The sequence below is a fragment of the Nocardiopsis sp. SBT366 genome (assembly GCF_001083815.1).
GTDB classification, from domain to species: Bacteria; Actinomycetota; Actinomycetes; order Streptosporangiales; family Streptosporangiaceae; genus Nocardiopsis; species Nocardiopsis prasina.
Window position 1 is genome coordinate 33,960 of record NZ_LAVM01000016.1, and the last position, 14,952, is coordinate 48,911.

The following is a 14,952-nucleotide window of genomic DNA, read 5'->3' on the forward strand; positions in this document are numbered from 1 at the left end:
GCGGGACCCCGGGCCGACCCCGGGCCGGTCGGGACTCTCACCAGGGGCGCGCGCCGACCATCGCCTCCCGGTAGATCCGCTCGAAGCGCTCCAGGGAGTCCTCCAGACGGTGCCGGGACGCCATCGACCTGCTGTGCGCGCCCATCCGCTCCCGCGTCGCCTCCTCGTCCAGCACCAGGCGCAGCCGTGCGGCCAGCTCGATCGGGTGGCCCGGCCGGTACAGGTAGCCGTTGCGGCCCTCCTCCACCAGGTGGGGCAGGGCCATGGCGTCGGCGGCCACCACGGGCAGCCCGCTGGCCATGGCCTCCAGGGTGGCGATGCTCTGCAGCTCCGCGGTGCCCGCGATCGTGAACACGTCCGCGCACCGGTACACGTCGGGCAGGTCCCCGTGGGCGACGAACCCGAGGAACACCACCCGTTCGGCCACCCCCTCGGCGCGGGCCAGCTCCTCCAGCCTCTCCCGGTGGGCGCCGTGCCCGGCCAGCACCAGCTGGACGCCGGGCAGGAGCCCCACGGCCCGGACCAGCTCGTCGGCGTTCTTCTCCTCGTCCAGACGGCCCACGAACAGCATGGTCGTGCGGTCGGGGACGCCGAGCCGCTCACGCAGGCGCCGCCGTTCGGCCGCCGGGGCCCTCGCGGGCAGCGGCTGGAACCGGGCGAGGTCGATGCCGCAGGAGACGGGCTCCACCGGCCGCGCGAACCCCTGCTCCGTCAGGAGCCCCGCGGCGGCCGGGGTCGGTGTGGTCACGTGCTCGACCTTCGACAGCACGCGGCCCAGGTCCCACCAGGCCAGGCGGGCTGCGTACGGGCGCAGCGGCTCGGGTATGCGCATGGGGTCGAAGAGGTTCTCGGGCATGAAGTGGTTGGTAGCCACCACCGGGATGCCATGGGCGCGCGCGGCGTGGGTGAGGATCCGGCCGACCACGAAGTGGTTCTGGATGTGCACGGTGTCCGGGCGCAGCCGGTCCAGGAGCCGGTTCAGGTGCCCACGGACCCCTGGCGGCAGGGCCAGGCGCACGCTCTCGTGCGCCAGCGACGGCATGGACCGCAGGCGGTGTTCCACCACTCCGTCGCGCTCGGCCACGAAGGGGCGGCCGGTGGGCGAGGGGCCCAGGACGTGCACCTCGGCACCGCGCTCGGCCAGCCCGTGGGCCAGGCGGGCGGTGAAGTAGGCGGCGCCGTTCACGTCGGGCGGGTAGGTGTCGGTGCCGATGAGGACCCGGACGCGGCGCCCCCCGCGACCCTTGTCCGGCGACCGGGGAACGGTGGGGGACTGCGGTACGAAGGACGTGGACATACCGGTTCTCCTGGAGGCGTCGAGCGGCTGGGCCGTGCTCTGGTCCGGTGCGGTGTACGACGAGTGTGGTCCACCGGTATGGACCGTCGCCGACCTCCCGGTGACGCCGAGGCGGCCGGCGAGGTAGCAGAAGGCGCAGGGAAGAATACTCTCCGTGGTCGCCTCGTGTGTCAAGGCACCGTGTGTCAAGGCACAACGGCCGCGTCCCGGACACCGGTTCGCAAAGCCCCCACCCCGCACAGCGGACGGGGGCGGACCGGCCCCCTGGCCAGTCCGCCCCCGTCCCGGGATCGGAGAAGGAAAAGGAAGACGCCCCCGTCAGTCCTCCTCGATCTCCGAGGCCTCCTCCTCGGCCGCGGCCGCGCTCTGCTCGCCCAGCGTCACCGTGACCTCCTGCTCGGAGCCGCTGCCACCGGGCAGTACACCCAGGGTGACCTCGTCACCGGGCCGCAGGGCACGGATGAGCGCGATCAGCTGGTCCGGGGAGGAAACGGCCTCCCCGTCCACGGACACGATCACGTCCTCGACCTTCAGGCCCGCCTCCTCGGCGGCCCCGCCCTCGGTCAGCTCCATGATCTGCGCGCCGCCGACCGGGCTGGGCGCGATGGTGGCCTGGATGGCCGGGTAGCTCGCGCTGCCGGTCTCGACCAGCTGCTCGGTGATCGGCCGGACCTGGTTGATGGGGATGGCGAAGCCCAGTCCCACCGAGCCGCTCTCCTGGGAGAGCCCGGCGATCGCGGTGTTGATCCCGATCACCTCACCGGCCATGTTCACCAGCGGGCCGCCGGAGTTGCCGGGGTTGATCGCGGCGTCGGTCTGGATCGCGTTGATCACCGTCGCGGTCTGGCTGCCGCCGCTCTCGGTGGCACCGGTGTTCACCGGGCGGTTGAGCGCGCTCACCACACCCGTGGTCACCGTGCCGGACAGCCCGAGCGGCGAACCGATCGCCACCACGTCGCCGCCGACACCGACCTGGTCGGAGTCGCCGAGCTTCGCGGGGGTGAGGTCGGTGCGGTCCTGGGCCTGGAGCACGGCGATGTCGGAGACCGGGTCGGCCCCGAGCAGCTCCGCCTCCGCCGAGGTGCCGTCATTGAACCGCACGAGCAGGGGCCCCTCTCCGGCGGCCTCCACCACGTGCGCGTTGGTCAGGATCTGGCCGTCCGAGGAGATGACGACACCGCTGCCGCCGCCCGCGCTGGTCTGGATGGAGACCACGCTGGGCAGGACCTCGTCGGCAACGTCGCCGACGGCGCCCTCGGTCGCGGTCGTCCCCTGCTCGCCGGTGAGCGAACTGATCGGCGAGCTGCCCCCGCCGGGCATCAGGTAGGCGGTGCCCAGAGCGGCGGCCGGGCCGACGATCAGGCTGGTGACGAGTGCGGTCGCCGCCGCCACGCCCACGATCCGGCCGGTGCCGCGCTTCCTGCGGGCCTCCTGCGGCTGGCCGGGGAAGGGTCCCTGACCGAACTGCGGGTAGTGGGACGGTCCGAACGGACCCGTCTGGTGCGGCCCTTGGGGCTGCGGACCACCTTGCGGCTGCGGCCCCTGGGGGTGCGCTCCACCGAAGCCACCCGGCCCCTGCGGGCCGCCGTGACCCCCGGCCATGAAGGCCGCCGTGTGCGGCCCCTGGGGCGGCGGCGCCCCGGGAGGCTGGTGGCCCGCGATCCGCGGACCCTGGGGCGGGCCGAACGGGCCGCCGAAGCCGCCGGGCCGCTCGGGGCCGTCACCGGGCCGCGGGCCCTCCGGCGCGGGACCGGGAGCCGAGCCCGCGTGGCCGTCTGGGCCGGGGAAGACGTAGGAGGCCCGGTCGGTGTCGTTGGGGCCGGTCGCCCAGCCGGGCTCGGATCCCTCGGGCGCGGTGAAGCGTGGCGCGGACGGGCCGGGCTCGCCCGGCTGCTCGTTCGCGGCGTCGTCGGGGAGGGTGCCCTCGAAGGGACGCGCCTCACCGGTCTCGGGCTGGTCCGTGGCACCGGACCCGGTGTGACCGTGCTCGGCGTCGCCGCGCTCGGCTCCAGCACCGGTCTCCGGACCTTCACTCGGGTCGTTCGGGTGCAACTCATCCTCCGGCTGACGGGACGATGTACTGACTTGCTTCATCTTGGGGGGCGTGGGTTAGAACAGGGTGAGAGCCCCATACATCGTGGTTTCGAGTTGGCTCCGGCCCTGGTCGGCGGTGCGCCCCGGTGTGTGTTGCCCTGCGAACACAGGGACTTATGCACCACAATGTCCGAAACGATACCGCGCCCCCGCCTCCAGAACCCGGTACGACAGGGAAGGCCCCACCCGTGATCAAGCTCGTGCTCGCCGACGACGAACACCTCGTGCGCGGAGCGATCGCCGCGCTCCTCGGACTGGAGGACGACCTGGAGGTCGTCGCCGAGGTGGGGCGCGGGGACCAGGTGGTCGACACCGTCCTCGAACACGGGGCCGCCGTCGCCGTCCTGGACATCGAGATGCCGGGCGCCACCGGGCTGGAGGCCGCCGCCGAACTGAAGGAGCGCGCCCCCGACTGCGGGGTGGTCATCCTCACGAGCTTCGGCCGCCCCGGCTACCTGCGCCGCGCCCTGACCTCCGGGGCCCGGGGCTTCCTCGCCAAGGACGCCCCCGTCGAACAGCTCGCCGGGGCCATCCGCAGGGTCCACGAGGGCGGGCGCTACATCGACACCGAACTGGCCGCCGCCGCGATGGTCGGCGGGGAGAGCCCGCTCACCGACCGCGAGTCGGAGGTGCTCCGAGCCGCCGCCGACGGCGCCACCGTCGCCCGCATCGCCAAGGCCCTGCACCTCACCGAGGGCACCGTCCGCAACTACCTGTCCAACGCCATCGGCAAGACGGGCGCGGACAACCGCATGGCCGCCATCCGCACCGCCCAGGACATGGGCTGGCTCTGACCGGCTCGGGACTCCGGCCGATCCGGCGTGCCCGGTCCGGCTCGGGACCGGCGCGACCGGAAGGGTCGTCGGGAACCGACGGGGCCGGGCCGGAAGGCGGCCGGGCTACAGGAAGCGCAGGACGAGCATCGCGGTGTCGTCGGAGTTGCCGCCCGGGGCGTACTCCTCCAGCTCACGGTCGATCCGGCTGATCACGGCCTGCGCGGTGAGCCCGGCAGCGCCGGAGAAGATCTTCATCAGACCCTCGTCACCGAGCATGTCCGAACCGCTGCGGCGCTCGGTGACGCCGTCGGTCACCGCGAGCACCACCTCGCCCGGGCGGATGTCCACGCTCTCCGTGCTGAAGCCCACGTCCTCGAAGGCGCCCAACAGCGGCTGGGACGTGCCGAACGGCTCGACCTCGCCCTTCTGGTTCAGGCGCAGCGGCAACGGGTGCCCGGCCGAGACCATGCGCACCCGCATCCCGCCGGCCTCGTCCGTGGCCGGGGTCATCTCCCCGTAGAGCATGGTCAGGAACCGGGTCGAGGTGTTCTCGTCAAGGATCGCCAGGTTCAGCCGCTGCATGATGTGCGCCGGGGTGAACCCCTCCCGGGCCAGGGCGCGCAGCGTGTGCCGGGCCAGACCCGTGACAGCCGCCGCCTCCGGTCCGGTGCCGCACACGTCACCGATGGCGAAGCACCAGCGGCCGCTCGCGGAGAACACGTCGTAGAAGTCCCCGCCCACCTCGCTGCGCTCGTCCGAGGGCCGGTAGTAGACCGCGTGGTCCACACCAGGGATCACGGGTTCCTTGTCCTTGGGCGGCAGCAGACTGCGCTGGAGCGCGGTGCTCATGGCCGTGTGCCGCTCGTGCAGCCGCGCGTTCTCCATCGCCGACGCCACCCTGCGGCTGAGGTCGTCCGCGACGTCGGCCTCCTCGCGGGTGAAGTCGTCCGAATCGTTCTTTCCGATGGTCATCCGGCCGAGCGCGCGCCCGTGGGCCACCAGCGGGATGCTGATCGCCGGACCCCGCGCGATCGCCCCGGTCATCTGCTCGTCCAGACCCTCCTCGGCCAGCTCCTTGTTCGACCACAGCGGGCCAGGCTCACGCTGTTCACGCGGGGGAAGCCCGGTCAGCAGGGAGCGCAGGACGTCGTTGAGGTTCTCGTCCCCGTGGACCACGTGGGTGAGCCGGGAGATCCCGAGCTCGTTGGTGGTGTGGATGGCACACCACCGGCCCAGCCGGGAGGTGATCAGCTGCGCGGCCAGCGCACCCGTCATCCGCTCGTCCAGCGTGCCCGCGAGCAGGTCGCTGGCCTCGGCCAGGAAGCTCAGCGAGGCGCGGCGGCTCAGCTCCACCTCGGCCAGACGGGACCGCTCCACCGGCAGGGCGATCAGGTCCGCGCCCTCCTGGAGCCGCTTGGCCGCGGCCGGACCGAAGTGCCGGGCCCTCGTGGATGCCACGCCGAGCAGACCGGTCACCCGGCCGTCGACGATCAGCGGAGCCGTCACCAGCGAACGCATCCCGGCCCTGGCCAGGGCGCCCCGGGTGGTGCGGGCGATCATCAGGTCGTCGTTGATCACCGGTCCGGGTTCGGGCGCCGCGGACGGGAAGATCTCCTCGGAGCGCACCCGCAGCGGACGCCACGGCGCACCGCCGGTGAGCCCCACCGCCGAACGCACCTCCCACATGGTCTCGTCCGAGGTGGCCAGCGCGACGTAGGCGGCGTCCCCGCTCAGCGCCGTGGTCGAGTACTCCACGGTGCGTTCCAGCAGCTGGGGCAGGGACAGCCGGGAGCCCAGCGCCGAGTCCAGCGCCGACCACGCGGGCGGGCGCACCGGACGGGTCGGGCCCCTGCGCACCGGAGGGGACTCCAACGACGGGTGGTCCCCGGGCCGGTCCTCGATCCGGAACCACACGGCCTTGTCGTTGCGTCCGTAGCTCACGCCCCAGCTGGAGGCGATCGCCGACGCCAGGGCCAGTCCCAGGCCGCCGCTGCGCTCGTCACCGGTGGAGGGAGAGGTGTCCACGGCGAGCGGCCCGGCCTGCGGCACGGCGCGCTCGGGCGCGGAGTCGGTGACCATCACCTCGGTCGAACCCTCCGCGCGGCGCACCGCCACCTCCAGCGCCGAGTCCGCGTGGATGACGGCGTTGGTGACCAGTTCGCTCACCAGCAGGATGATGTCGTCGAAGGGGTCGGGCACGCCCCAGCTGAGCAGGGTGTCGTGCACGAACTCTCGGGCGGCCGCCGCGGTCTCGGGAGCAGGGGGAAACTCTCGTCGTGCGACCTTCAACGCGTCTTGTGCTGCCAAGCCGTCGGTGTCCTTCGTCACTGGGCGCGGGTGTGGGAGGGGTGGCCACTGCCACGATACGCGTGCCGTCCTCCCTGGGAACCCCGAACCACCCCGAACCTCACGCGACCCCGCGCGGGAACGGCTCTCACGGACGGGAACCCGAGGCGGGTCAGCCACGAGCGAAAGGGGAACATGCCCAACACTCCTGTGCGCTTTGGCTCCGCCAGTTAGTGTAAGACGACACATCCGCTTCTTTCGGGTGGTATTCCGCGACGATAACGTGACGGGGTGTCACCAGGGGTGCTCGTGAGGCACGTGCACCTCCGTGTCCCGTGCGTGCGATTCGTACGGGGCCGTTCACCGTGGGCCGATACGCGTTCGGTGGCCGAGAAGACGTGCGGGATTGAGGAGGGGTTCATGCCCGAGGCGGTCACGGAACTGGCCGACGACCAGCTCGACGAGATCCTGAGTGCCCTGTACCGGATGCGTGACGGCGACTTCAGTGTCCGGCTCAGGTCGCGCGGCAGCGGCAAACTCCGCGAGATCACCTCCGTCTTCAACGAGGTGATCGACCACAGCGAGCAGCTCAGTACCGAACTCCAGCGGGTCGGCGACGTCGTGCGCGACGAGGGCAGGCTCAACGAGCGGGTCAACGTCCACCCGGCACGCGGCGCGTGGGGCAACAGCGCCCGCGCCCTCAACGTCCTCCTCGACGAGGTCGCCGAACCCGTCACCGACGTCGCGCGCGTCCTGGACTCGGTCGCCGAGGGCGAACTGAACCGCCGGGCCTCCACCGAGGGCCGCCGGGGCGAGCTCAAGGGCGACCTCCTGCGCCTGGCCAACACCGTGAACCGGATGGCCGACCAGATGAGCGGCTTCACCGAGGAGGTCACCCGGGTCGCCCGCGAGGTGGGCACCGAGGGCAAGCTGGGCGGCAGCGCCCGCGTCGAGGACGTCTCCGGTGCCTGGCGCGAGGTCACCGAGTCGGTCAACCAGATGGCCTCCCGCCTCACCCTCCAGGTCCGTGACATCTCCACCGTCACGACCGCCGTCGCCCGGGGTGATCTCAGCAAGAAGATCACCATCGACGTCCAGGGCGAGATGCTGGAGCTCAAGGACACCTTCAACACGATGGTGGACCAGCTGTCGACGTTCGCCGACGAGGTCACCAGGGTGGCCCGCGAGGTGGGTACCGAGGGCAAGCTCGGCGGCCGCGCCAACGTCCGGGGGGTCCAGGGCATCTGGAAGAACCTCACGGACAACGTGAACTCCATGGCGGACAACCTGACCAACCAGGTCCGCGACATCTCCAAGGTGACCACCGCGGTGGCGCGGGGCGACCTCACCCGCAAGGTCGAGGTGGACGTCCAGGGCGAGATGCTGGCCCTGAAGAACACCGTGAACACCATGGTCGACCAGCTCGACTCCCTGGCAGACGAGGTCACCAGGGTGGCCCGTGAGGTGGGTACCGAGGGCAAGCTGGGCGGTCGCGCCAACGTCAAGGGCGTGTCGGGTATCTGGAAGGACCTGACCGACAACGTCAACTCGATGGCCAACAGCCTCACCTACCAGGTCCGCAACATCTCCCAGGTGACGACGGCGGTCGCCAAGGGCGACCTGAGCAAGAAGATCACCGTCGACGCCCAGGGCGAGATGCTCGACATGAAGGACACCATCAACAAGATGGTGGACCAGCTGTCGACGTTCGCCGACGAGGTCACCAGGGTGGCCCGCGAGGTGGGTACCGAGGGCAAGCTGGCCGGGCAGGCCCATGTGCGGGACGTGTCCGGGGTCTGGAAGGACCTCACGGACAACGTGAACTCCATGGCCAACAACCTGACCTACCAGGTGCGGCAGATCTCCATGGTCACGCGGGCGGTCGCCGCCGGTGACCTGACCAAGAAGGTCACCGTCAACGCCAAGGGCGAGATGCTGGAGCTGAAGGACACCATCAACGTGATGGTGGACCAGCTGTCCGCGTTCGCCGACGAGGTGACCCGCGTGGCCCGTGAGGTGGGTACCGAGGGCAAGCTGGGCGGACGCGCCAGCGTCCGGGGCGTCTCGGGTATCTGGAACGACCTCACCGAGAACGTGAACTCGATGTCGCACAACCTCACCACCCAGGTGCGCAACATCTCCGAGGTCACGACCGCCGTCGCCGCCGGTGACCTCACCAAGAAGATCGACGTCAACGCCCAGGGCGAGATCCTGGAGGTGAAGACGACGGTGAACACGATGGTCGACCAGCTGTCGGCCTTCGCCACCGAGGTCACGCGAGTGGCGCACGAGGTGGGCAGCCAGGGGCAGCTGGGCGGCCAGGCCAAGGTCGAGGGTGTCACCGGCACGTGGAAGCAGCTGACCGACAGCGTGAACGGGCTGGCGGGCAACCTCACCACACAGGTCCGCGCGATCGCCGAGGTCGCCAACGCCGTCGCCAAGGGCGACCTGACCCGCAACATCCAGGTCGACACCCGCGGCGAGATGGAACAGCTCAAGGACAACATCAACCTGATGGTGTCCAACCTGCGCGAGACCACCGCCGACCAGGCCGACGCCGACTGGCTCAAGTCCAACCTGGCCCGCATCTCCGGTCACATCCAGGGCCACCGCGACCTCAACGAGCTCGCCCGCCTGATCATGACCGAGGTGACGCCGCTGATCGGCGCCCAGCACGGAGCCTGCTACCTGCCCGAGGACCAGGACAACGAGGGGGTCTTCCGCCTCTACGCCGGGTTCGGCTTCGACCCGCCCGAGGGGCGCCAGCGCATCCGCAAGGGCATCGGCCTGGCCGGTGAGGCGCTGTCCCAGCAGGTCGAACAGCAGATCTCCAACATCCCGCCCGGTTACGTGCAGGTCGAGTCCGGGCTGGGCGGCGCGCAGCCCCGCAACCTGTACATCCTCCCGATCGTCACCGAGGGGCGCTCGCTCGGCGTGGTCGAGTTCGCGTCCTACGACGAGTTCCGCGAGATCCACAAGAACTTCCTGCGCCAGCTGGTAGCCCTGCTCGGCACCACCATCAACACCATCCTGGCCAACAACCGCACGGAGCACCTGCTCGAACAGTCCCAGCAGCTCACCAGCCAGCTGCGCGAACGCTCCAACGAGCTCCAGCGCCAGCAGGAGGAGCTGCGCGGCAAGAACGCGGAGCTGCGGCAGAAGGCCACCCAGCTGGCCAACCAGAACCGCGCGATCGAACTCCAGAACCAGCAGATCCAGCGTTCCCGCAACGCCCTGGAGGAGCGCGCGCACCAGCTCCAGGTCTCGTCCAAGTACAAGTCCGAGTTCCTGGCCAACATGTCGCACGAGCTGCGCACGCCGCTGAACAGCCTGCTGATCCTGGCCCGCCTGCTCGCGGACAACGCCGAGCAGAACCTGTCCGCCAAGCAGGTGGAGTTCGCGCAGACCATCCACAAGGCCGGCAGCGACCTGCTGCTGCTCATCGACGAGATCCTGGACCTGTCCAAGGTGGAGGCGGGCCGCGCCGAGGTGCAGCCCAGCGAGGTCTCCATCGCCCAGCTCGTCGACTACGTGGAGGCCACCTTCCGCCCGGTCACCGGCGAGCAGGGGCTGGCGTTCGCGGTGGACGTCTCACCGGACATCCCGGGCACCCTGTGGACCGACGAGCAGCGCCTCCAGCAGATCCTGCGCAACCTGCTCTCCAACGCGGTGAAGTTCACCCCGCAGGGCGAGGTGCGGCTGCTGATCGAACCCGCCTGGGCGCTGGAGAACGCCGACCTCGACATGTTCGTGGAGAACGAGGAGGTCATCGCGTTCACCGTCGCCGACACCGGGATCGGGATCGCCGAGGACAAGCTCCAGGTGATCTTCGAGGCCTTCCACCAGGGTGACGGCGGCACCTCGCGGCGCTTCGGCGGCACGGGCCTGGGCCTGTCCATCAGCCGGAACTTCGCCCGCCTGCTCGGCGGTGAGATCCGCGTGCAGAGCGTGGCCAACCAGGGGTCGACCTTCACCCTGCTGCTCCCGGTCCGGCTGCCCGACGACGCCGGGGAGAACGCGGACGAGATCACCACCAGCCTGGAGCCGGTGCCCGCGATCGAACCGAGCCGGATCGAGTTCGACTCCCTGCCGGACCTGACCGACGACGAACTCAACATGCCGGACGAGGACTTCGACGCCGTCGTGGCGGCCCTGACCGACTCCGGGGAGACGGTCGAGCCGCTGCCCATGGTGCAGGTGCTCAAGGCGCCCGATCCCGCCGAGGCGGAGTCGAGTGAGAGCTCCCAGGAGACGGTGGAGGCCCGGACCGACCCCGAGCGGCGGGCCGTACTGGCCGGACAGCGGGTGCTGATCGTCGACGACGACGTGCGCAACGTGTTCGCGCTGACCAGTGCCCTCGAAGCCGAGGGGCTGGAGGTCCTCTACGCTGACAACGGGCACACCGGCATCGAGAAGCTGGAGGCCAACGAGGACATCTCCCTCGTCCTGATGGACGTGATGATGCCCGAGCTGGACGGCAACCAGACCACCCAGCGCATCCGCGAGATGCCGCAGTTCGAGGACCTGCCGATCATCTCCCTGACGGCCAAGGCCATGCAGGGCGACCGGGAGCGCAGCCTCGCGGCGGGGGCCACGGACTACGTGACCAAGCCGGTGGACCTGGACCACCTCCTGGACGTGATGCGACGCTGGCTCACGGCGGGCCCGGAGGAGACCAGAGCGGGCGCGGCGGGCGACGACCTCAGGGCCGGTGGAGCGGACGCGACCGAGGCCGGGCACAATGGCGCCACGGGCCACCACGGCCACGGCGAAACCACGGATAACAACGACGCGAGCGGGGACACTGGCAGCACCGGTAGCACCCCGACAGAAGACTCGGAGTAGCCAGCAGTGACTCAGAAGGCCAACATCCTTCTCGTCGACGACCGAGACGAGAACCTGATCGCTTTGGAGGCGGCCCTCACCTCCCTCGACCAGAACCTGGTCAGGGCCAACTCCGGTGAGGAGGCTCTGAAGCACCTTCTGGGCACCGACTTCGCGGTCATCCTGCTCGACGTGATCATGCCGGGCATGGACGGGTACGAGACCGCCGCGCACATCAAGCAGCGCGAGAAGACCAAGGACGTGCCGATCATCTTCCTGACCGCCCAGGAGGTCGATCGGCACCAGGTCTTCCGCGGTTACTCCTCGCGCGCAGTGGACTTCCTGATCAAGCCGTTCGACCCGTGGGTGCTGCGCTCCAAGGTCGAGGTGTTCGTGGAGCTGCACCAGCTCAAGGCGCAGATGCGTGAACAGGCCAGGTCACTCCAGCGGGTCCTCAACCAGGAGACCGGGGAACCCGGCCGGGTCCTGGCCGAGCAGCTGGCCCAGCGCTCGCGCCAGGTCCAGGCCGACCTCGCCTCCCTGCGCGAGCACGTCGTCGACAACTACCAGGAGGCCGACCAGCCGCTGGTGGACGCCGTCCGACGAGTCGACCGCTCCGCCTCCCGGCTGTCCACCCTGGTCGACACCCTGCACGGGCCCCAGTAATTCGGGGCCCTTGCGGGGTACCTTCGGTGTCTGCGGTGTGATGGCTCGTTCCTCGCAATCCCACCTCCACCACCTCCAGAACCCTCTCCGGCGCCTTCACCTTTTTTGGGCCTCCGCTTCGCTTTGGCCCGGGTTCGGCGCCTTTGCAGAGGAACCTTCGGTGTCTGCGGTGTGATGGCTCGTTCCTCGCAATCCCACCTCCACCACCTCCAGAACCCTCTCCGGCGCTCTCACCTTTTTTGGGCCTCCGCTTCGCTTTGGCCCGGGTTCGGTGCCTTTGCAGAGGAACCTTCGGTGTCTGCGGTGTGATGGCTCGTTCCTCGCGATCCCACCTCCACCACCTCCAGAACCCTCTCCGGCGCCGAACCAAGCACCCCCCTTGGGGTGAGCGCGTAGAGGCTGGACTCACGCCTGTGGCTGAGGGGGCGGCCAACTGTGTGGCACCCCCTCGCGGCGCACGCCTGTGGCTGAGGTGAGCCTGCGGGTTGCCGCCTGCGGCTGGGGCGGTCGGGCCTTCGGCCGCACGGGCGCCCATGGCGGCTGAGACCCCCGATCGAGCATCCGGCTCTGCCATGCGCGGAGCTGCCTGTACACCTGAGCCACGGTCGGGAAAGCCGACCCACCGCGTCTGCCACGCCAGCAAGCCGCCAGCGAGGAACGAGCCAGGCGTGGACGAGGACACTGTGTCCCGAAACCCGAATCCTCTCCAAGGCACCGAACACGGGCCGAAGCGAAGCGGAGGCCCTGGAAGGACGCGGAGGCCCGAATATCAGGGACGGGGTGGGAGGGCCAGGCCGATGTGCTCGCCGATCTCCTCGATCAGTCCGAGGTCGGCCAGCCGGAAGCTGCCCCGGTTGCTGCGGCGGATCAGGGTGAGTGCGCCACGCACCCCCCGACTGCCCCTCAGCGGCACGGACAGCAGCGAACCCGCGCCGAGGACGGACAGGAGCGGGGCCCCGACCCGCGAGTGCCCCAGGACCGTCTCGTCCTCGATCAGGGGGAACAACAGGGACTGGCCCCGGCCCAGCACCTCGCCTGGGATGTCCGAGTCACCCGGAGTGAGTGAGGCGACCTCCTCCCGCTGTCCCTCGGGGGCGTCGGCGGGGCCGACCACGGTCGCGCGGCGGGCCGCCCTGGGGCCCTCGGGCAGGTCGCAGACGTCGATGATCACCCAGTCCGCGTAGGAGTCGGCCAGGAGGTCGGCCGCGTCGGTCAGGGCCAGGTCCCTGGTCGGGGTGGTGCCGCGCAGCAGCAGCCGGGTCATCCGGGTGAGCACGTCCAGGCGTCGAGCGGCCAACACGACCACCTGGTCCTCCACCTCGGACTCCAGCGGGGCCGGGCCCTCCTCCTCCGCGCCGCTCATGGGCGGCGACATCGCCACCAGCACCAGCGGCTGCGCCTCGGTGGGCAGCTGCAGGCGGGTGAGGGTCAGGTGCACGTCCTCCGCCCAGCCGCGCTGGGCCAGGCGCGACTCCAGGTGCGCCGGGCCGTCTCCGCGCAGGACCGCAGCCAACCACGACTGCATCGCGGCGCGTTTGCGCAGGTCCACGAAGTGCGTGAAGGGTTTGCCGGTGAGGTAGCCGGGGGCGCTGCCCAGCTGGGTGGCCCCGGCGCCGTTGATCCTTCGGACGTAGCCGTCGTGGTCGAGCAGGACCACGGGCACGCTGAGTTCGTTGAACACCGCGCGCAGCAGTGCGCGGTCGCCGTCCTCGGCGGGTCTGCGGGGTTCGGGCGGCTCGCTGTGCGCGCGGGCCAGCTCCGACCCGGCGGTCCCGAGCAGGCGCTCGGCGTACTCCAGTTCGGCCAGGGCCGCCTCCGCGGTGCCCTGGGCGTCGTCCGGGTACATGGCGTGCGTATTGCGCAGGGCAACTATCCGCTCACTCAGAGCAGCGATCTCGCGTTGCAGATCGGCGAGGTTCTCCGACACGCTCAGGGTCTCCCGGTCATCGTCGAGGGCGTCCCGCCAGCCACGGGCCTGACACCGTTGACCCGCGGCCGGGTCGGGCGACCGTCCGGTCGAGGGTCTCCCGAAGGTTACCTTTGGAGCGGGGACCCGGGAATCGTCGGAGGAGGTTCGGACAGTGTGGATCGAACGCCTCGCCCGTGACATCGGAGCGTTGGGGCAGGCCGAGCACACCACCCTCCAACGTGCCCTGGACCAGATGAGCAGGGCCGCCGCCCTCGGGGTCCCGGGCTGCTCGGCCGCGCTGGTGGTGGTCTGGCGCGAGGTGGTGGGACAGGACGGCTCCATCCGCCACGTGGTCACCGACTACGGCGCCTCGCACTCCGACCTCGCCGAGGCCCTGGAACACCAGTACACGACCGACCAGGGCCCCACCGTGGAGGCCGTCCGCGAGATGACCCAGGTCCGCGTCGCGGACGTGCTCCGCGAGAACCGCTGGCCCCGGTACACGAGCATGGCCGTGCAGTGCGGCGACCGCTCCTCCGTCACCCAGCCGAGCAAACTCACCGGCGACGGCGACGAGGACCGCATCCTCACCTTCGGCGTGCACTCCGGCCGCGCCGACGCCTTCGACGAGGTGGTCGTCACCCAGCTCACGGCGCTGCTGGCCGAACACGCCGCGATGGCCCTGAACACCGCCGACCGCCAGGCCGACGCCGCCCGCGAGTCCGCCCACATGCGCCGCGCGATGTCCGCGCGCACGGTGATCGACCAGGCCAAGGGCATCATCATGCACGCCCGGGGCTGTGACGCCGACACCGCCTTCGCCGCGCTTCGGGAGGTGGCGCAGCGTAACCGGAAGAAGGTCGTGGACGTGGCCCGGGATCTGGTCGCGGAGAACACCGGGCCGCAGCGGTCGCGCCGTCCGAGGCCAGACGGGCGCTGAGACGGCGGCTTCGCCTACTGGTCGAGGTCACTCCGAGTCCAGAGCGTGACCGTGAGCCGTCATGATGAGGGTTCGGGGCCGTCGCGGTACGCGGTGGCGGTCGGTCCGCCCGGGGGAGCGTCGAGCTCCGCTCGGCGCACGTGAACGACAAGGAGAACCG

8 protein-coding genes are annotated in these 14,952 nt (G+C 70.7%); 4 read left to right on the plus strand and 4 right to left on the minus strand.

Features of this window, described 5'->3' with window-relative positions; genetic code table 11:
- Positions 1–37: 37 nt before the first annotated feature.
- On the minus strand, positions 38–1,297 hold the full coding sequence (locus ADX84_RS07050; protein ID WP_049569303.1) for a glycosyltransferase: 1,260 nt from the start codon (positions 1,295–1,297) through the stop codon (positions 38–40).
- Between the two features lie 318 nt (positions 1,298–1,615).
- On the minus strand, positions 1,616–3,349 hold the full coding sequence (locus tag ADX84_RS07055; protein ID WP_049569306.1) for a trypsin-like peptidase domain-containing protein: 1,734 nt from the start codon (positions 3,347–3,349) through the stop codon (positions 1,616–1,618).
- A gap of 230 nt (positions 3,350–3,579) precedes the next feature.
- Between ADX84_RS07055 and ADX84_RS07060 the strand changes: the two genes are divergently transcribed.
- Positions 3,580–4,185 (plus strand): response regulator transcription factor, encoded by a 606-nt coding sequence (locus ADX84_RS07060; protein WP_049569308.1) that lies wholly within the window; start codon positions 3,580–3,582, stop codon positions 4,183–4,185.
- Between the two features lie 105 nt (positions 4,186–4,290).
- Here ADX84_RS07060 and ADX84_RS07065 read toward each other — a convergent pair whose 3' ends face one another.
- On the minus strand, positions 4,291–6,456 hold the full coding sequence (locus ADX84_RS07065) for a SpoIIE family protein phosphatase (RefSeq protein ID WP_049569314.1): 2,166 nt from the start codon (positions 6,454–6,456) through the stop codon (positions 4,291–4,293).
- A gap of 417 nt (positions 6,457–6,873) precedes the next feature.
- Here ADX84_RS07065 and ADX84_RS07070 point away from each other — a divergent pair, with 417 nt between their 5' ends.
- Positions 6,874–11,298, plus strand: a complete 4,425-nt coding sequence (locus tag ADX84_RS07070) for a HAMP domain-containing protein (RefSeq protein WP_049569318.1) — start codon at positions 6,874–6,876, stop codon at positions 11,296–11,298.
- Positions 11,299–11,304: 6 nt separating this feature from the next.
- A complete protein-coding gene (locus tag ADX84_RS07075; protein WP_049569320.1) occupies positions 11,305–11,943 on the plus strand; it encodes a two-component system response regulator in 639 nt (212 codons plus the stop codon).
- 769 nt (positions 11,944–12,712) lie between these two features.
- Here ADX84_RS07075 and ADX84_RS07080 read toward each other — a convergent pair.
- Entirely contained in the window at positions 12,713–13,870 is a 1,158-nt protein-coding gene (locus ADX84_RS07080; RefSeq protein ID WP_049569322.1) for a PAS domain-containing protein, read from the minus strand.
- A gap of 154 nt (positions 13,871–14,024) precedes the next feature.
- Here ADX84_RS07080 and ADX84_RS07085 point away from each other — a divergent pair, with 154 nt between their 5' ends.
- Positions 14,025–14,792, plus strand: coding sequence for an ANTAR domain-containing response regulator (locus ADX84_RS07085; RefSeq protein ID WP_049569324.1), 768 nt, complete (start codon positions 14,025–14,027; stop codon positions 14,790–14,792).
- Positions 14,793–14,952: the final 160 nt, after the last annotated feature.